Genomic DNA, 17375 nt, shown 5'->3' with positions numbered 1-17375 from the left:
GGATCGAAGGTGCCGTTCCCGCGAGGTCAAGATGGCACGACAGCAGAAGATTTCGGCGGGCTGGCCGAGCGGCAGCATCGCGGGATTCCGAGCTTCAGGATGCCGCCAGCCATTTCGGCACCCAGCGCTCCGGGCGCGGTGCGCGGACGAGATCGGCCTGGGCTTCGGACAGCTTCGCGGGCTCGCCGTCTATTGTCGGCCGCACGTCGTATTCGAAATTCGGCATGACACGGCCGTCGGCATAGAGGCCGAATTTCATCGCGTACCACAGCCCGAGCTCGGGCTGGGCGCGACGCATCTCTTCGCGCAGATCCCGCAGCAGGGATTCGATCGAGGCGGCCTCCTCGAACGGCTGCGGCCCGCGCGACAAGACGCGCGCCTCGTATTGCTTGCCGACGATCGCGACCTCGAAATGGGTCTTGTCCCAGGGGTTCTTGCCCTTGGGCAGATGCGCGGCGAGCCGCCAGCCGAGCTCGGCCATCAGGCGGTGATTGGCCCAATAGTCCTCGCGGTCGCGGCTCCATTTTTCGACAAAGCCGCGGAAATCAGGCAATTCGGAAGGCCCATCATCAGCCGCTACTGGCTCGCCAGCCGGCCGCTCGGCGAGCCAGCGCGCAAGCTCGACCGTCTGGGGCTCGACCTCGTTGCGCGGCAACAGGTCGCTCCAGGCCTTGTCGAACTGCTGCGACGTCAGCTTTGCCAGCAGCGCGTCGAGGCTCGGCGCCAGCAGCTCGTAATCGCCCTCCGATCCCAGCCCCACGATCGGCGGGTTGTCGCGGTCGAGGCCCGCGCCATACCAGCCGCCGACGGCCGAGCCGTCCGGCAGCCGCATGAACAGCGAGAACCTGTCGCGCAAGGGACTGCCGTCGATGATCGGCGCATGATCGGAGAACTGGCCTTGCAGGGAGAAGCAGCCGACGCTGCCCCAGGGACGCCCCTGCAGCCAGCCGGCGAATTCGACCAGCAGCGGCAACGCGTCGATGCCCGGCGGGAACGCGCCGCGAATGCTGTCGAGGTCGATCGGGTAAGGCGTGTCGGACAAGGCTGAAAACTGTCTGGTTGGTCCCGCCCCTCTTGGTCGGTTCCGTCGCACGTCCGGTTCGAACCAATTCGCGTCCCTCGATCACAAACGCGCTAGAGGCCCGTTTGTTTCTGCTCGGCAATCAAATGACATGCAATCGCAAGACCGCTACCCTGACCGCGCTGTGGACGATCGGCACCGCATTGATCCTGCTTGCGCTTCCGGCCGCCGCACAATCCCCATCGCCGGCGCAGGCCCGGCAATGGTGCTTCGGCACCGACGAGGTCAGCGACGACCAGCGCCTCGCCGGCTGCTCGGCCGTGCTCAAGACCAACCCTTCCCATGCACGGGCGCTGGCCAACCGCGGCGAGACGTTCCGCCGCAAGGGCGAGGCCGAGCGGGCATTGGCCGACCTCAATCGCGCCATCGATCTCGATCCGAAGGACGCCATCGCCTGGTACAATCGCGGCATCGCCTATGACGATCTCGGCGATCGCGACCATGCCATCGCCGACTATACCAGCGCGATCCGGCTCGATCCCAGTGACGCCCTCTATTACAACAACCGCGGCAATTCCTACAGCGGCAAGGACGACTACGAGCATGCACTCGCCGACTACAATCAGGCGATCAAGCTCGATCCGAAATTCGCCCTCGCCTATTTCAACCGCGGTACCGCTCTGCGTGACCACGGCGAGGCCGATCGTGCCCTCGCCGATTTCGACAGGTCGATCAAGCTCGATCCGACTTATGGCCCGGCCTATGGCAACCGTGCGCGCGTCTTCCGCGACAAGGGCGACCGCGCCCGCGCGCTGGCCGATTTCGACAGGTCGCTGCGGCTCTCTCCGAACAACGACCTCGACTACTATGCGCGCGCGAGCATGTATTTCGATACGCATGATTACGCGCTGGCGCTGGAGGACTACGACCGCGCGATCAAGGCCAATCCGAGCTATTCCGGCGTGTTCAATTCGCGCTGCATGACGCGCGCGATCGTCGGACGTTTGCAGGAGGCGCTTGCCGATTGCGAGCAGTCGCTGCGGATGGAGCCCAACGACCCTGACACGCTCGACAGCCGCGCCCTCACCCATCTCAAGCTCGGCAATCTCGACGCGGCGATTGCCGACTATGACGCAGCGCTGAACGCAAAGCCGCAGTTCGACAGTTCACTCTATGGCCGCGGGCTTGCGAAGCGTAAGAAGGGCGACAACGAAGGCGGCGAGCGCGACATCGCGGCAGCGAAAGCGATCAATGCCGGCATCGCCGATGCGTTCGCGCATTACGGTGTCGAGTAATTCTCTCGTGTCGTACGCGCGGGAGCAATGTGATACTATAATGCATTCACGCAGGGGTCACGGACTCGTCCTAACTCTGCCCGCGCCTTCAACGCGAGCGAGGATCTTTGATGAGCCGTCTCTCACACATGCTGCGCACGCAGCGCTTCGACGATTATCGCTTCTACCACCAGAGCACCGTCAACCAGACGCTGCATCTCGTCAGTGCAATCATCTTTCTCGGCTGCTATGCGCTGCTGTTCAGGGATCCCGCGCTCGCAGGACTGGTCGGCTGGCTCGCGATGCTGACGCGGCAGACCGGGCATTTCTTCTTCGAGCCGAACGGCTATGACGCCGTCAACGACGTCAGCAACGAATACAAGGAAGCGGTCAAGGTCGGCTACAACCAGACCCGCAAGATCATCTTGCTCCTCGTCTGGGGCAGCGCGCCGGTTGTGCTGCATTTCTATCCGACGCTGTTCGGGCTGTTCGATCTTCCCGCCGGCCGGCTCGACTTCATCCGCCATGTCGGCGCGCTCTGGCTTGCGATCGGCATCAGTGGCGGACTTGCCCGCATGCTCCAGCTGTTCGCGACGCGCAACGTCGCGACCGGGCTGGTCTGGGTGTTCAAGGTGCTGACCGATCCCTTCCACAACATCGCGCTGTACTGGTCATCGCCGCTCAAGCTGATGCGCGGCGAGCTGATCGACACCTCGATTGCGGATGCGGACTGGGACGACGAGGACACCGAGGAAGCTGCGCATTCGGCCTGATCGATGCACGCTCGGTGAGCATCGCGCAAACGAGCCGCTTGACAAGCCCTGCCATTCGGCTGTACGGACGCGCCCCATGATCAACGCTCGGACCCATCAGCGCACCGAAATGCTCCGTCGTCGCTTCCGCGACGATGAGAGGGTGCGCCTTGTCCGACGACGCCGCTGAACCACTAAAATTCAGCCGAGTTTTCGAAGGCCGCACCCGCAAGGTGCGGCCTTTCTGCTTTTTGCGCCCTTTTTTCACCCGCCTCCAGAGGAGTTCGACATGACGACGCATCCCTACGACGCGCTGATGGACATCACCGCACGGCCGAAGGCCGTGTTCGTCCGGGGCGCGGGCTCCTACCTCTGGGACGACAGCCGCAAGCGCTATCTCGATTTCGTGCAGGGCTGGGCCGTGAACTGCCTCGGCCACTCCCCGCCTGGGATCGCCGACGCGCTCGCGTCGCAGGCGAAACGGCTGCTCACGCCGAGCCCGGCTTTCTACAACGAGCCGAGCCTGAAGCTCGCCGCCGCGCTGGTCGAAAACAGCGCGTTCGACCAGGTGTTCTTTGCCAATTCGGGGGCGGAGGCCAATGAGGGCGCGATCAAGCTCGCGCGCAAATATGGCAGCCTGCACAGAGGCGGCGCGTTCGAGATCATCAGCTTCGAGGGCGGCTTCCACGGCCGCACGCTGGCGACGATGTCGGCCTCGGGCAAAAAGGCGTTCGAGCCGCTGTTCGAGCCGAAAGTTGCCGGCTTCAAGAAGGCGAAGCCGAACGACATCGCCTCGGTCGAGAAGCTGATCTGCGCCAACACTGTCGCGGTCATGCTCGAGCCGATCCAGGGTGAATCCGGTGTGTGGCCGGCGAGCGATCAGTTCCTGCAGGAGCTGCGCGCGCTGACCGAGGCGCATGGGCTGCTGCTCATTTTCGACGAGATCCAGACCGGCATGGGCCGGACCGGAAAGCTCTTCCACTATGAGCACACCGGCATTGCGCCCGACATCATGACGCTCGGCAAGGGCATCGGCGGCGGCGTGCCGCTCGCAGCGCTGCTGGCGACCGAACGCGCCTCCTGCTTCGAGCACGGCGATCAGGGCGGCACGTTCAACGGCAACCCGATCATGTGCGCGGCCGGGCTCGCCGTGCTCGAGGAGGTCTCCAAGCCGGACTTCCTCAAGACGGTCACCGAGACCGGCCTGCTGCTCGAAAGCGAGTTGCAAAAGATCTCCGCCCGGCATGGCCTCGGCGGCGTGCGGGGACGCGGGCTGCTGCTCGCGCTCGACCTCAAGCTACCGATCGCGCCCGGGATCGTCGCGCAGGCGTTCGAACAAGGCGTGCTCCTGAACGCGCCGCAGGTCGACAGCTTGCGCTTCATGCCGGCGCTGAACGTCACGCGAGGTGAGATCGCCGAGATGATCGATTGTCTCGACGGGATTTTGACCAAGGCCGGCGCGGCACGGCGCGTGGCGTAGGCTTCGCGATCGGCATGGCGGAACTTCCCTCCGCCATGCCGCCACGGTTCACGCGGTGCCAAAACGCTTCACGAGATGCGCGGCCTTGTCGGGGTCAATCTTTGCGACGATCGGGGCAAGCTTCTTGACCGGACTGCCGGCATCACGATCGAACAACTCACGGCACGGCTGTAGCGGCCAATCCGGGACGACGTCATCGCCGCCGAAGGCGCTCAGGACCCGCTCCGACAGCTCTGGAATAATGCTCCATGCAAGCACCGCCGACAGACGCACGAGGTTCAGGCCGGTGCGTGTTGCAACCGCGGCCCTGACACGGTCGGACTTGATTGCAGTCCACGGCGCTGCCTGCTGGAGATAGGCATTTGCCGCGCTCCATATTGCGCGCGTTTCTGCAGCGGCAGCACGAAATTCCAGGTCTTCGTGATGGCGACGCAGCGAGACGATGCGCTTGTCGAGCTCGGCCGCCAGCTCAAGCTCCACATCCGAGGGCTCGCCGCCCTCGGGAATACGGCCCTCGAAGGCCGCATGCGCAAAGCTGATGATCCGGTTGGCGAGATTGCCGAAGACGTCGGCGAGGTCCTTATTGACGTCGGCAACGAAGCGCCGCACGGAAAAATCGGTGTCTGCGCTCTCCGGCGCGTTGGCGATCAGCCACCATCTCCAGAGGTCGGCCGGCAGCTCCTCCAAGGCTGCGTCGGTGAAAACGCCACGCTGTGCGCTGGTCGAGAATTTCCCGCCTTCGTAGGTGAGCCAGTGAAAGCCCTTGATGACATCGACGGTCTTCCAGGGCTCGCCTGAACCGAGCAGCGTCGCGGGAAAGCTGACGGCATGGAATGGCACGTTGTCCTTGCCGAGAAACTGGATGTATCGGACATCATCGGCCTGCCACCACCAACGCTGCCAATCGCGGCCGGGCGCGGCCGCCGCCCATTCCTGCGCGGCGGCGATGTAGCCGATCGGCGCATCGAACCAGACGTAAAACACTTTGGTCTCGAAGCCCGCGCGCGGAACCGGAATGCCCCAGGTCAGATCGCGGGTGATGCAGCGGTCCCTGAGCTCCGCCGTCAGCCAGCTCCTCGCCGTCGATACCACGAAGGGCGGCCAGCCGGAGCGTTGGTCGATCCAGGTCCGCAGCGTTTCGACCAGACGAGACTGACGCAGGAACAGATGTCGCGTCGGACGGATCTCGAGCGCCGTATCGCCAGACAGCGCCGAGCGCGGCGCGACCAATTCGTCGGGATCGAGCAGCGCGCCGCAGCCGTCGCACTGGTCGCCCCTCGCCTCGCGGTACGCGCAATGCGGACAGGTCCCCACCACATAGCGGTCGGCAAGAAATCGCTGATCGACCGGCGACCAGACCTGGCGCAATTCGCGTTCGTCGATCAGCCCGGCCGCGTCGAGCCGGCGATAGAAGTGCTGGGTCAGCGCCGCATTTTCTGGCGATGAGGTCCGACCGAAATGATCGAACGACAGGCCGAAGCGGCGATAGATATCGGCCTGAATGGCGTGATGCCGGGCGCAGAATTCGCCGACCTCCTCACCTGCTTTGAGCGCGGCCAGCTCGGCCGGCGTCCCGTGCTCGTCGGTCGCACAGATGAAGAGAACCTCGTCGCCGATTTGCCGTCTGAACCGCGCATGCACGTCGGCAGGAAGCAGTGAGCCGATGAGATTACCGAGATGTTTGACGCCGTTAACGTAAGGCAACGCACTGGTGATGAGAATCTTCGTCATGGGAAGCGCTCTTTCGCGTTGAGGTGGCGCTGAATCCGATGAAACGAAAAAGCCCTCCCGCATGGACCGGAAGGGCTGGATTCAGCTCACATTCGACGCGCCAAGCGCGCGCTATCCCCTCCGGCAAACCTCCTTGCGGTCGGGCCGGGGCATTCGATTCAAAACCTGTGCGTTGGCAGACTTCACTGCGGATACCTCTGCCGCTGAAAGTAGCATCGTTTCAGCGCGACAATCAAGCGGCGCCCGGAGGTAGCTTGCTACGGCTTCAAGATCGACGCGCCGGTGGTCTTGCGGCTTTCGAGATCGATATGCGCCTTCGCGGCGTCCTTGAGTGCGTAGGCGTGGTTGATCGGCACGTGCAGCTTGCCGTTGATAACGGCAGCAAACAGCGTGTCGGCGCCCTCCAGCAACTCCTTGCGCGTGCCGATGTAGTCGTTGAGCTTCGGCCGGGTCGCAAACAGCGAGCCGTGATTGTTGAGCTCGGCGATCGAGAACGGCGGCACCGGACCCGAGGCATTGCCGAACGAAACAAACATGCCGCGCGGTTTCAGGCAGGACAGCGAGCCGGGGAAGGTCGCCTTGCCGACGCCGTCATAGACGACGTCGCAGCCCTCGTTGCGGCTGATCTGCTTCACGCGCGCGACGAAATCTTCCTCGTTGTAGAGGATGACGTGATCGCAGCCATTGGCCTCCGCAAGCTCAGCCTTCTCGCGCGAGCCGACGGTGCCGATGACATGGGCGCCGAGCGCCCTCGCCCATTGGCACGCGAGCAGGCCGATGCCGCCTGCGGCGGCGTGGATCAGCACGCGATGATGCGGCTCGACCCGAAAAGTCTTGTGCAGCAGGTACCAGACCGTCAGCCCCTTCAGCATCAGCACGGCGCCCTGCTCGTGGGTGATGTGATCGGGCAGCTTGACCAGCTTCTCCCAGGGGATGTTGCGCTCGCCGGTATAGGCACCGAGATTGTGGTAATAGGCGACGCGGTCGCCGGGATGGAAATGCGTCACGCCTGGCCCGACCGCGACGACCTCGCCCGAGGCCTCGTTGCCGGCGATGAAGGGCAGTCCCGGCGCCTTGTAGAGGCCGGTGCGGTAATAGACGTCGATGAAGTTGAGGCCGACCGCGTGCTGGCGGATGCGCACCTCGCCGGGTCCGGGCGCCGGCACGTCGATGCTCTCATAGACCAGGGCTTCGGGGCCTCCGACCTTGTGCACACGGACGGCTTTGGTCATCACCTGACCTCCTCTACTTTCGGCTCAGCGAAAGACATCGCGCCCGCGTTGTCAACTCGACGCTCGCCCAGCCGGCTAGGCGGATGGCTTGCCGAATTTCCTGCGATTGCGCTTCGCCAGCACGTTGAAGAATTCCACCGCCGCCGAGAACGCAATTGCGAAATAGATGTAGCCGCGCGGAATGTGGAAATGGAATCCATCCGCGACCAGCGCGACGCCGATCAGCACCAGGAACGCCAGCGCCAGCATCTTGGTGGTCGGATGCTCCGCGACGAATCGCGACACCGGCCCCGACGAAATGTACATGATCAGGCAGGCGATCACGACGGCCGCGATCATGATCTCGATGTCCTGCGCCATGCCGATCGCGGTGATGATCGAGTCCAGCGAGAACACGATGTCGATGACGATGATCTGGACGATCACCCAGAAGAAAGCGCTGCGAGCGGACTTCTGATCGCCCTCGCCGTCATCGACTTCGACCTCGGCGTGGATCTCGTGCGTCGCCTTGGCGATCAGGAACAGGCCACCGCCGATCAGGATGAGGTCGCGCCAGGAGAAGTCGTAACCTGCAGCCGAGAACACTGGTGCAGTCAGGCCGATCAGCCAGACCAGCACGCTGAGCAGGATGATGCGGAAGATCAGCGCCAGCGCGAGGCCGATCTGGCGGGCGCGGAGCGCCTGCGGCTCGGGAATGCGCGAGACGATCACCGACAGGAAGATGACGTTGTCGATGCCGAGCACGATCTCGAGCGCGGTCAGGGTCAGCAGCGCGGCCCAGGCTTCGGGGCTGGTGATGAGGTGCATCATGCGAAGGATCTGACCAGGCGGATCATGGCGTCGCTGAAGCTGATCCAGAGCGCGATCGCGCACATCGCGACCGTCACGCCGGTGCCGACGCGAAAGTCCATCTCCAGCACGTAGAGGCCGAGCACGGCCCAGATCGCGATCAGCGACATCGTCAGCCAGCGCAGCCGCACGACGCGGACCGGATGCAGCACGTGGAACGGCACGAAGGTCAGTACCACCAGGGCCGCGACCAGCAGCGTCGACCACAGCGGCGACCAGTGCAGCAGGAACAGGTAGAACGCCGCGGCATTCCACAGCGCCGGAAAGCCGCGGAAATGATTGTCATCGGCCTTCATGCGCAGATCGGCGAAATATAAGGCGCTGGTGACGATGATGGCGACGCCGAGCAAGGGCGCCGCGACCGGCAGCAGCAGCCCGCTGGCGACGATCGCATAGGCCGGCACGAAGACATAGGTGACGAAGTCGACCACGAGATCGAGCACGTCGCCCGACCAGTTCGGCTGCACGTTCTTGACGTCGAGCCGGCGCGCGATCGGACCGTCGATCGCGTCGATGACGAGGGCGACGCCCAGCCATTGAAACATCGCCGCCCAGTGCTCGCGCACGGCCTCGAGCATCGCCAGCAGCGCGATCGCCGCGCCGAAGGCGGTGAAGATGTGCACCGAGAAGGCCGCGGCGCGCATCGCCGGTCTCGGCTTCAGGGAATCCTGCTGGGTATCCATGGCTTCTGCTATCAGAATGGGACCGATTTGCACATAAGCCATTGCGGCGTTCGGCCGCGCAATTCGCCATAAAATGAGGGAAAAATAGGTGGGCTTGAATTTGCCGCCGGGCGTGTCAATTGTCAGTCCATGACAGACGCATCGACACTGTTTGACGCAGCCGTGATCGGCGGCGGACCGGCCGGGCTCGCGGCGGCAATTGCGTTGGCGCAGGCGGGCGCGCGGACCGCGCTGGTGGCGCGGCGCGTGCCCTATGCCGACAACCGCACCACGGCGCTGCTGGGCGCCTCCATCGAGCTTCTGGAGACGCTCGAGGTCTGGCCGCGCTGCAAGGACAAGGCGGCTGGCCTCGAAGTGATGCGTCTCGTCGACGACACCGGCCGGCTGTTCCGCGCGCCGGAGGTGCGTTTCTCCTGTCATGAGATCGGACTGGATGCCTTCGGCTACAACATCGACAACCGCTCGCTGATGCTGGCGCTGGAAGCGCGTGCGGCCGAATTGCCCAATCTCGTCCGGTTCGACGACGAGGCCGAGAGCGTCGTCATCGAAGCCGATGACGTCGCAATCCGCACCGCCTCGGCACAATTCCTCTCCACCCGGCTCGTGGTCGGCGCGGATGGCCGGCATTCGCTGTGCCGCGAAGCCGCCGGCATCGAGGTGACAAGGCGCGAGCTGAACCAGACCGCGCTGACCTTCAACGTCGGCCATGCCCGCCCTCACCACAACGTCTCGACCGAGTTCCACACGCCGCACGGGCCCTGCGTGTTCGTGCCCCTGCCCGGCAACCGCTCCAGCATCGTCTGGGTCTCGGCACCTGCGGACGCCGAGCGGCTGCGCGGCCTCAGCGATGACGAGCTGTCCGCCGCGATCGAGAAGCAGTCGCATTCCATTCTGGGGCGCATGACGGTGGAGCCCGGCCGCAACGTATTCCCGCTGGCGATCGAGCGTCCTAAATCGTTCGGGCGCGACCGCATCGCGCTGGTCGGCGAAGCCGCCCATGTGGTTCCACCGATCGGCGCCCAGGGTCTCAACCTTGGCCTGCGCGATGCCGCCGACATTGCGCGGCTCGCGGGTGAAGCCATCGCGTCGGGCGAGGATCCCGGCGCGGACGAGGTGCTCAAGCGCTACGACCGGGCCCGGCGCCCGGACATTTTGAGCCGGACGTTCGCGATCGACATCGCCAACCGGTCTTTGCTCAACGACTTCCTGCCGCTCCAGCCGGTCCGCGCCGTCGGCATGCACCTGTTAGGTGCCATCGGCCCGCTCCGGCGCTTTGCGATGCGCGAGGGGCTGACGCCGACGTGGCGCAGGTAGATTGGCGGCGGTAGCTGCGGCTTAAGGAAACGCCAGCCGTCCCGTCTGGAGCAACCACATCACGCTGGTCAGCGTGACCACCGACGCAAACGTCCCGAGCAGCACCGCGACGGATGCGGATTCGATCCAGGCATCGTTCTGGCGGGCGATCACGAACACGTTCAGCGCCGGCGGGAGCGAGGCCATCAGCACGGCGGTCGCGGCCCAGGGCTGCGCGAACGGGCCGAACGCGAGCATCAGCCCGAACGCTGCGAGCGGATGGATCAGGAGTTTGACCGCGATCACGCCGGGCACCTCCCACGGGACCCGGTCGAACGGGCGCAGCGCCACCGTCACGCCGAGCACGAACAGCGCGGTCGGCGCGGCTGCGTTCTGGAGGAAGGTGATGGTGCGGTCGAGCGCGACCGGCAGCTCGATATGCAGCGCCGCCACCGCCGCGCCGAAGCAGGCCGACATGATCAGCGGGTTGAGCACGATCTGCTTCAGCACGACGCCGAAGGCATGCACGATCGAGGGATGGTCACGATCGGAGAGCTCGATCAACAGCGGCACGATCGTGAACAGGAAGATGCTGTCGCAGCAGAAGATCAGCGCAGTCGGCGCCGCCGCCTTGGTCCCGAGCACCGCGAGCGCGAGTCCCGGTCCCATGTAACCGATATTGCCGTAGCCGCCCGAGAGCCCTGCGAGCGTCGCCTCGCGCAGCGTCAGGCGACCCAAGACCTTGCCGACGATGAGCGCCAGCGTGAAGGCCACCACTGTCGACAGCGTCGTCGCCACCAGGAACGGCGGGTTGTTCAGCTCCGCGAATGGCGTCTTCGACATGATCGCGAACAGCAGCGCCGGCAGCGACACGTAGAGCAGGAAGAAGTTCATCCAGGCGAGGCCTGATTCCGGCAGGGATTTGACCTTGCCGCAGGCAAATCCAACGAAGATCAAGCCGAAATAAGGAAGTGCCAGATTGAGGATATCGACCATTGATGAAGTGTTTTCTGAAGACCTGGGGGCTATCCGCCCAGCAAGCGGAGGTTAATTCCGGATCAGGGCACTAGCATCGGCCACAATCCTGGTCTATCGACGGGGGATGATTAAAGCGAGGACCGCCAAATTCCAGATCGGACAGGTCGTGCGCCACCGGATCTTCTCGTTCCGGGGCGTGATCTTCGACATCGATCCGGAATTCAACAACACCGAGGAATGGTGGCTGTCGATCCCCGAGGAGGTGCGGCCCCACAAGGACCAGCCGTTCTATCACCTGCTCGCGGAGAACGCGGAGTCCGAGTACGTCGCCTATGTCTCCGAGCAGAACCTGTTGCCGGACGATTCCGGCGAGCCGATCCGGCATTCCCAGGTCGCCGAGATCTTCATCAAGAGCAAGGACGGCGGCTATCGCCCGCGCAACCCGTCCCTGAACTGAGTTTCGCCGCCCGCAACCGGCCAACAAAAAAGGCGCTCGATTGAGCGCCTTTTTCGTATCCGGGATTTGCTCCCGATTACTTCTGAGCGTTCGGCGCGGCGCCGGGGACACCACCGTTCTGCTCGAGCTTCTTGCGCTGCTCGTCAGCCTTCTTCTGAAGCTCTTCCTGGAGCTTCTTCTGGTTTTCCTCGAACACCTTCGGATCGGTCGGCGGACCGTCATAGGCCTTCTGGAATTCGCCGGCGAGCGGCAGCGGCAGGGTCAGCGGCGCGCCGTTGGCATTGATCGCCTGGACAACGAGATTCTGGCCCTTCTTCATGCTGTTGATGAGCTCGGGCGTGGCCTCGTAGTTCGGACATGCAGCCGTTCTGGAAGCAGATTCACATACGGCTGGCTGCAACGGCGCGTTGCTGTCGACGATGATGCGGGTGCCGTGGACGAGCTGCATGCCGAGCGGCAGCGTCACGCGCAGGATCTTCTTGGGCTCGCCTTCCGGCTCGATGATCACGGCCGCGATCACCGGCTGGCCCGATTCGATGCGGCCGTCCTTGCCGGTGAAGCAGACCTGCTTGGCGTTGGCGTCCTGGCCCTTGAGGCAGAACTTGGTCCAGGGGGCGTAGATCAGCTGGATCTGCTGGTCCGCTTGGGGGCAGCTTTCGGAGCGGCTTTCGGCGCCGCCTTGGGCGCAGGCGCGCCCGGGGCCTGGGCCTCGGCGGCAAACGGAACGACCAATGCCGTCGCCGTCAACAGGGCGAGGAGCCGCCCGCGCGGCCGGATGCACGCGGCCAAGTAACGGAAATTCATTGCGGAAAACCCTTTCTGAACGGGAAGTGCCCGAACCGCTCCGAAGCGCCGAACCTAGCCGCCTTGGGCGCGGCTCTCTCCCCGTCAATTGAGGCGGATAAGTGACGGGCTCGACGCTCTTGCGCGATTGCGTGCCTTCTTAACGTGGCCGACGAAAAGATCAATGCCGACAAGCGTCTTTGACCGCATTGAGAACCCCGCCTTGGCCTGCGCCGGGGGAAAATCCCTGTGATAGGATTCGAGGCTACCGGTCCTCGAATCAACGTGTCCGAATGTTCATGTTCCAGCGCCTGCTCGAGGGCCCCGGTGTCCGCCTTTGCAGCCTCGCCTTCGCGCTCATCGTCAGCCTGTCGGCAAGCGGCGGGCGCGCCGAGGAAGCCCATGCCATCGCCATGCACGGCAAGCCGGCGATGGCGGCTGATTTCACCCACATGCCCTACGTCAACCCGGATGCCCCCAAAGGCGGCCGTCTGACCTGGGGCATTCTCGGCACCTTCGACAGCCTCAATCCGTTCATCGTGAAGGGATTGGCCGTGCAGCCGATCCGCGCCTACGTGGTCGAGAGCCTGCTGGCGCGCGGCCAAAACGAGCCGTTCACGCTGTACGGCCTGCTCGCCAAAACGGTCGAGACCGACGACGAGCGCAGCTACGTCACGTTCCGTCTCGATCCCCGCGCCCGCTTCTCCGACGGCAAGCCGGTGCAGGCCGAGGACGTGCTGTTCTCCTGGCAGCTGCTGCGCGACCATGGCCGTCCGAACCTCCGGCAGTATTACGCCAAGGTCGCCAGGGCCGAGGCATCCGATCCCCTCACCGTCCGCTTCGACCTCACAGGGGCCAATGACCGCGAGCTGCCGCTGATCCTCGGCCTGATGCCGATCCTGCCGAAGCATGCAGTGGACGTCGCGACCTTCGAGGAGACGACACTATCGGGGCCGATCGCCTCGGGCCCATACCGCGTCACGGCGGTGAAGCCCGGCGCCAGCGTCACGCTGACGCGCAATCCCGACTATTGGGGCCGCGATCTCCCCATCAATCGCGGGCTCTACAATTTCGACGAGATCAGGCTCGACTATTTTCGCGAGGCCAACGGCCAGTTCGAAGCCTTCAAGCGCGGCCTCTACGATTTCCGCATCGAGCACGAGCCTCTGCGCTGGCATGACGGCTACGACTTTCCGGCCGCCAGAAGCGGCGAGGTGATCCGCGACACCATCAAGCCGGGCGTGCCGCAGCCGTCCGAGTTCCTGGTGTTCAACACCAGGCGGCCGATCTTCGCTGACATCCGCGTGCGTCAGGCGCTGACGCTTTTGTTCGATTTCGAGCTGGTCAACCGCAACTATTTCTTCAACCTCTATTCGCGCGTCGCCGGCTATTTCGCCGGCTCGGACCTGTCGGCCTATGGCCGGCCTGCGGATGCGCGCGAGCGCGAGCTGCTCAAACCGTTTATCGCGCAGATCCCGCCCGACATCATGGACGGCAGCTACCGCCTGCCTGTCACCGACGGTTCGGGCCGCGACCGGAACACGCTGCGCGCCGCGCTAAAGCTGTTGTCCGAGGCCGGCTGGGATCTCGACGGCACCATGCTGCGCAACCGCGCGACAAAGGCGCCCTTCACCTTCGAGATGCTGGTGACGACCCGCGACCAGGAGCGCATTGCGCTCGCGTTCCAGCGCGACCTCAAGCGCGCCGGCATCGCGGCAAGCGTGCGCACGGTCGATCCGGTGCAGTTCGACCAGCGCCGGCTCGCTTTCGAGTTCGACATGATCCAGAACCGCTGGGACCAGTCGCTCTCGCCCGGCAACGAGCAGTATTTCTATTGGGGCAGCACTGCAGCCGACAATCCGGGGACCCGCAACTACATGGGCGCCAGGGATCCCGCCATCGACGCCATGATCGCCGCGCTGCTGGAGGCCCGCGATCATACGGAATTCGTCGCGGCGGTGCGGGCACTCGACCGCGCCCTGATCGCGGGCTTCTACACAATCCCCCTGTTTAACGTATCCGAGCAATGGATCGCGCGTTGGAATCGGATAGAACGGCCTAAGGCCACCGCGCTGTCCGGCTATCTGCCGGAGACCTGGTGGTCGAAGGGGCCGCCTTAGAGCCAGTCAAGCAAAGTGACGCCGTGAACCAGCCAGCCGTATCGCCGACGCTCGACACGCTGTTTCAGCGCACGCTGATGCGGCAGCCGCACACGCTCGCTCTGCTCGACCCCCTCAACAAGGCCCGCGTCACCGGCCACCAGCCGCGGCGGATGACCTATGCCGAGGCCGATACCGCGATCGAGGCGCTGTCGGCGCATTTCGTCGAATCGGGCCTGCCCGCCAATTCCGTGATCGCGATACAGCTGCCCAACACGGTCGAGTTCGTGCTCACCGTGCTCGCGGCCCATCGCGCGGGGCTGGTCGTCGCCGTGCTGCCGCTGCTGTGGCGCCATGCGGAACTGACCGCCGCGCTGAACCGCACCGCGGCGCGCGCCATCGTCACCATGAGCAAGGTCGACGGCGTCAGCTACGCCGACTTCGCGATGCATGCCGCGGCTGAGGCGTTCTCGATCCGTCACGTCTGCGGCTTCGGTACCGACCTGCCCGAAGGCATGGCCTCGCTCGACGATGTGCTGGCCCGCCCGCCCGGCATGACGCGCGCCGTGATCCAGGACGGCCGCAAGGCGGCGATGATCTCCTTCGATGTCACCGCGGAAGGTTTCCGCCCGGTGCCGCGGCCGCATTTCAGCCTGATCGCCGGCGGCCTTGCGATGTCGCTGGAGGCGGACGTCAAGCAGGGCGCGACCGTGATGGCGGCGTTTGCGCCGATGTCGTTCGCGGGCCTCGCCTCCTCGCTCGCGATGTGGCTGCTCTCGGGCGGCACGCTGGCGCTGCATCATCCGTTCGAGAACGACGTGCTGGAGCAGCAGATCAACGAGCATAAATGCGAGGTGCTGATCGCGCCGGCGCAGCTCGCGCTGCGGTTAGGGGATTCCGACCTCGCAGCGCGGATGCCCACTTTACGCAACGTGATCGGCCTCTGGCGCGCGCCCGAGCAGGTGGCGGCGAGCGACGCCTGGATCGCGCCGCATGCGCCGCTGACGGACGTGTATCTCTTCGGCGAGGCCGGGCTTGTTCGGCGCCGCCGCGGCGAGGACGGCATGCCGGTGTCTGTGATGCCGGGGCCGCACGGCGCCCCGCGCGAGCAGTCCGGCTCCTCCATCGCCGGCGAGATCCTGCTGACGCCGAAAGGCACGCTCGGCCTGCGCGGGCCGATGGTGCCGATCGCGGCCTATGCCCCGCCGCAGCCGGTCGGCGAGACGCTGACGGCGCAGCCGCCGCGCGACTATGTCGATACCGGCTATCGGCGGCGCGGGCTCGACCCTCACCGCGCTGCCCGACCGGCTCTCCGGCCACCGACTGGCGGGACGGGCCCAGGACAATGCGCGGGCCCGCGAGGCGCTCAGCCAGCTCGGGCTTAACCCACTGATGGTCGAGGCTTTTCGCGACCGCTCCGGGCCGGCCTAGGCACAGTTTCGACTGAACCATTGACGCTGCATTAAGGCGCTCGGACTAGATTGCGCAGCATCTGTTGCGTGATCAGAGTTTCCGAATGTCCCAGGCGGGCCCGATCCTGTTTGTGTCCAATGCCGAGCGGCCGCCCTTCATTGCGGCCCTGGACGAAGCCCGGCTGTTTCCCGTGGTCGATACCGACTGGGCCGGCGCGGCCCGCGCGGTCGAGCAGGTGCAGCCGGCCGCGGTCCTCGCGACAATGCATGCCGGACACGAGCCGCATCTGGCGCCGCTCGCCAGGAAGATCGCGGACCAATTGCCTTACCTGCCCTTCGTGGCGCTCGATGCGGCGGGCACATTGCCGCACAATGCGCTGCCCTTCTCCTCGCGCGGCGGAAATTCCGATCGCCTGATCGCGCGGCTGCGCGCTGCGCTGCGCGTACGCACCCTTCATGCCACCGTGCTGCGCCGGCTGCCGGAAGCCAAGGTGGCGCTGCCGGAGGGCGATCCCGCACGCGATGCCACGGTGCTGCTGATCGGCCGCGGCGCGGCTTACCCGGCGCTCTCCGTCGCGCTCGGCGAACGCGTCGGCGTCGTCGGCGCGCTCTCGATCGAGGCGGCGGCGAAGCATCTCAACACCCGCGACCTCGACGGCGTCGTGCTGGCGGAAGGCTTTACGGCGCGCGTGACCGATGCCTTCCTCACGGTGCTCGCCGAGGACACCCGCTTCCGCAGCCTGCCCGTCGTCGTCACCGCGCACCAGCTGATGCAGAGCTACGACCTGCCCAATCTCGAATTGATCCCGGGCGAGCCGGCCAGGATCGCCGCCAACGCGTTGCCGCTGATCCGCCAGCACGCGATGGAAGCGCAGCTGAGCCGCACGCTGCGCTCGATCGATGCCGGCGGCTGGCTCGATCCGCGCAGCGGCCTGCTCACGGTGGAAGCCTTTGCCCGCGATTTTGCCAAGGCGGTCGAGCAGACGCTCGCCCGCGGCGGCGGCCTGTCGGTGGCACGCTTCGCCTTCGACCCCGGCAATTCCCGCGCGCAGCTCGACGCCGCGCGCATCCTCAGCCGTCTGATGCGGCAGATGGATTTTGGCACGGCACAGAAGGATGGCTCGGTGATCGTGGTGTTTGCGGAGACCGACTTCCGCACCGCGCACATGATCGCCCGCCGGCTGTCCGCGGTGATGCGGCATACGTCGAACGGCAAGCACGAGATGCGCAGCGATCCCGTGGTGAGCGTGGACTCGCTGTCGCCGTCGGATACGGCAAGGTCGCTGCTGGCCCGGCTGTCGGCCGACGCGTCAAGGGCGGCGTCGTAACCA

14 protein-coding genes and 1 pseudogene are annotated in these 17375 nt (G+C 65.3%); 8 read left to right on the top strand and 7 right to left on the bottom strand.

Features of this window, described 5'->3' with window-relative positions; translation table 11 throughout:
• Positions 1-94 precede the first annotated feature (94 nt).
• Entirely contained in the window at positions 95-1042 is a 948-nt protein-coding gene (locus tag FOM02_RS12135) for a hypothetical protein (RefSeq protein ID WP_027559210.1), read from the bottom strand.
• A gap of 125 nt (positions 1043-1167) precedes the next feature.
• Between FOM02_RS12135 and FOM02_RS12130 the strand changes: the two genes are divergently transcribed.
• From FOM02_RS12130 to FOM02_RS12120, 3 genes are all read left to right on the top strand, one after another.
• Positions 1168-2316, top strand: a complete 1149-nt coding sequence (locus FOM02_RS12130) for a tetratricopeptide repeat protein (protein WP_035731220.1) — start codon at positions 1168-1170, stop codon at positions 2314-2316.
• Positions 2317-2426: 110 nt separating this feature from the next.
• On the top strand, positions 2427-3068 hold the full coding sequence (locus tag FOM02_RS12125; protein ID WP_027559212.1) for a hypothetical protein: 642 nt from the start codon (positions 2427-2429) through the stop codon (positions 3066-3068).
• 268 nt (positions 3069-3336) lie between these two features.
• A complete protein-coding gene (locus FOM02_RS12120) occupies positions 3337-4527 on the top strand; it encodes an acetylornithine transaminase (RefSeq protein ID WP_027559213.1) in 1191 nt (396 codons plus the stop codon).
• Positions 4528-4575: 48 nt separating this feature from the next.
• On the opposite strand, the gene metG is transcribed toward FOM02_RS12120, so the two are convergent.
• From metG to pcsA, 4 genes are all read right to left on the bottom strand, one after another.
• Positions 4576-6258, bottom strand: coding sequence for a methionine--tRNA ligase (gene metG / locus FOM02_RS12115; RefSeq protein WP_027559214.1), 1683 nt, complete (start codon positions 6256-6258; stop codon positions 4576-4578).
• A gap of 257 nt (positions 6259-6515) precedes the next feature.
• Positions 6516-7490 carry a quinone oxidoreductase family protein gene (locus FOM02_RS12110; RefSeq protein ID WP_027559215.1) on the bottom strand — a complete coding sequence of 325 codons (975 nt, stop codon included), beginning with the start codon at positions 7488-7490 and terminating at the stop codon, positions 6516-6518.
• 75 nt (positions 7491-7565) lie between these two features.
• On the bottom strand, positions 7566-8300 hold the full coding sequence (locus FOM02_RS12105; RefSeq protein WP_027559216.1) for a TerC family protein: 735 nt from the start codon (positions 8298-8300) through the stop codon (positions 7566-7568).
• Complete coding sequence (gene pcsA, locus FOM02_RS12100; RefSeq protein ID WP_027559217.1) at positions 8297-9064, bottom strand: phosphatidylcholine synthase; 768 nt, start codon at positions 9062-9064, stop codon at positions 8297-8299. Before pcsA ends, FOM02_RS12105 begins: the two co-directional genes overlap by 4 nt.
• Before the next feature lie 87 nt (positions 9065-9151).
• Between pcsA and FOM02_RS12095 the strand changes: the two genes are divergently transcribed.
• A complete protein-coding gene (locus tag FOM02_RS12095) occupies positions 9152-10336 on the top strand; it encodes a UbiH/UbiF family hydroxylase (protein WP_027559218.1) in 1185 nt (394 codons plus the stop codon).
• A 21-nt stretch (positions 10337-10357) separates the two neighbouring features.
• Here the strand turns inward: FOM02_RS12095 and FOM02_RS12090 are convergent, their stop codons facing one another.
• The gene (locus FOM02_RS12090) at positions 10358-11311 is read right to left on the bottom strand and encodes an AEC family transporter (protein ID WP_027559219.1); all 954 of its coding nucleotides are present in this window, start codon (positions 11309-11311) and stop codon (positions 10358-10360) included.
• Positions 11312-11417: 106 nt separating this feature from the next.
• Here FOM02_RS12090 and hspQ point away from each other — a divergent pair, with 106 nt between their 5' ends.
• Positions 11418-11750 (top strand): heat shock protein HspQ, encoded by a 333-nt coding sequence (gene hspQ / locus FOM02_RS12085; protein WP_027559220.1) that lies wholly within the window; start codon positions 11418-11420, stop codon positions 11748-11750.
• 76 nt (positions 11751-11826) lie between these two features.
• Here hspQ and FOM02_RS12080 read toward each other — a convergent pair whose 3' ends face one another.
• Complete coding sequence (locus tag FOM02_RS12080) at positions 11827-12531, bottom strand: invasion associated locus B family protein (RefSeq protein ID WP_265441810.1); 705 nt, start codon at positions 12529-12531, stop codon at positions 11827-11829.
• 295 nt (positions 12532-12826) lie between these two features.
• Between FOM02_RS12080 and FOM02_RS12075 the strand changes: the two genes are divergently transcribed.
• The 3 genes and pseudogenes from FOM02_RS12075 (at position 12827) to FOM02_RS12065 (ending at position 17372) form a co-directional block, all read left to right on the top strand.
• Positions 12827-14653 (top strand): extracellular solute-binding protein, encoded by a 1827-nt coding sequence (locus FOM02_RS12075; protein ID WP_027559222.1) that lies wholly within the window; start codon positions 12827-12829, stop codon positions 14651-14653.
• A 23-nt stretch (positions 14654-14676) separates the two neighbouring features.
• A pseudogene (locus FOM02_RS12070) lies at positions 14677-16063 on the top strand (AMP-binding protein).
• 85 nt (positions 16064-16148) lie between these two features.
• Positions 16149-17372, top strand: coding sequence for a hypothetical protein (locus FOM02_RS12065; RefSeq protein ID WP_027559224.1), 1224 nt, complete (start codon positions 16149-16151; stop codon positions 17370-17372).
• Positions 17373-17375 lie beyond the last annotated feature (3 nt).

Origin of the sequence: Bradyrhizobium sp. SEMIA, assembly GCF_014844175.1 — a bacterium.
GTDB lineage: Bacteria > Pseudomonadota > Alphaproteobacteria > Rhizobiales > Xanthobacteraceae > Bradyrhizobium > Bradyrhizobium arachidis.
The sequence above is the reverse complement of the archived record's forward strand: the minus strand, read 5'-3'. Positions and strand labels throughout refer to the sequence as shown.

Coding starts and splice junctions, on each gene's coding strand:
- FOM02_RS12130 (WP_035731220.1), top strand. CDS start 1,168: ATGACATGCAATCGCAAGACCGCTACCCTGACCGCGCTGTGGACGATC.
- FOM02_RS12125 (WP_027559212.1), top strand. CDS start 2,427: ATGAGCCGTCTCTCACACATGCTGCGCACGCAGCGCTTCGACGATTAT.
- FOM02_RS12120 (WP_027559213.1), top strand. CDS start 3,337: ATGACGACGCATCCCTACGACGCGCTGATGGACATCACCGCACGGCCG.
- metG (WP_027559214.1), bottom strand. CDS start 6,258: ATGACGAAGATTCTCATCACCAGTGCGTTGCCTTACGTTAACGGCGTC.
- FOM02_RS12110 (WP_027559215.1), bottom strand. CDS start 7,490: ATGACCAAAGCCGTCCGTGTGCACAAGGTCGGAGGCCCCGAAGCCCTG.
- FOM02_RS12105 (WP_027559216.1), bottom strand. CDS start 8,300: ATGATGCACCTCATCACCAGCCCCGAAGCCTGGGCCGCGCTGCTGACC.
- pcsA (WP_027559217.1), bottom strand. CDS start 9,064: ATGGCTTATGTGCAAATCGGTCCCATTCTGATAGCAGAAGCCATGGAT.
- FOM02_RS12095 (WP_027559218.1), top strand. CDS start 9,152: ATGACAGACGCATCGACACTGTTTGACGCAGCCGTGATCGGCGGCGGA.
- FOM02_RS12090 (WP_027559219.1), bottom strand. CDS start 11,311: ATGGTCGATATCCTCAATCTGGCACTTCCTTATTTCGGCTTGATCTTC.
- hspQ (WP_027559220.1), top strand. CDS start 11,418: ATGATTAAAGCGAGGACCGCCAAATTCCAGATCGGACAGGTCGTGCGC.
- FOM02_RS12075 (WP_027559222.1), top strand. CDS start 12,827: ATGTTCATGTTCCAGCGCCTGCTCGAGGGCCCCGGTGTCCGCCTTTGC.
- FOM02_RS12065 (WP_027559224.1), top strand. CDS start 16,149: ATGTCCCAGGCGGGCCCGATCCTGTTTGTGTCCAATGCCGAGCGGCCG.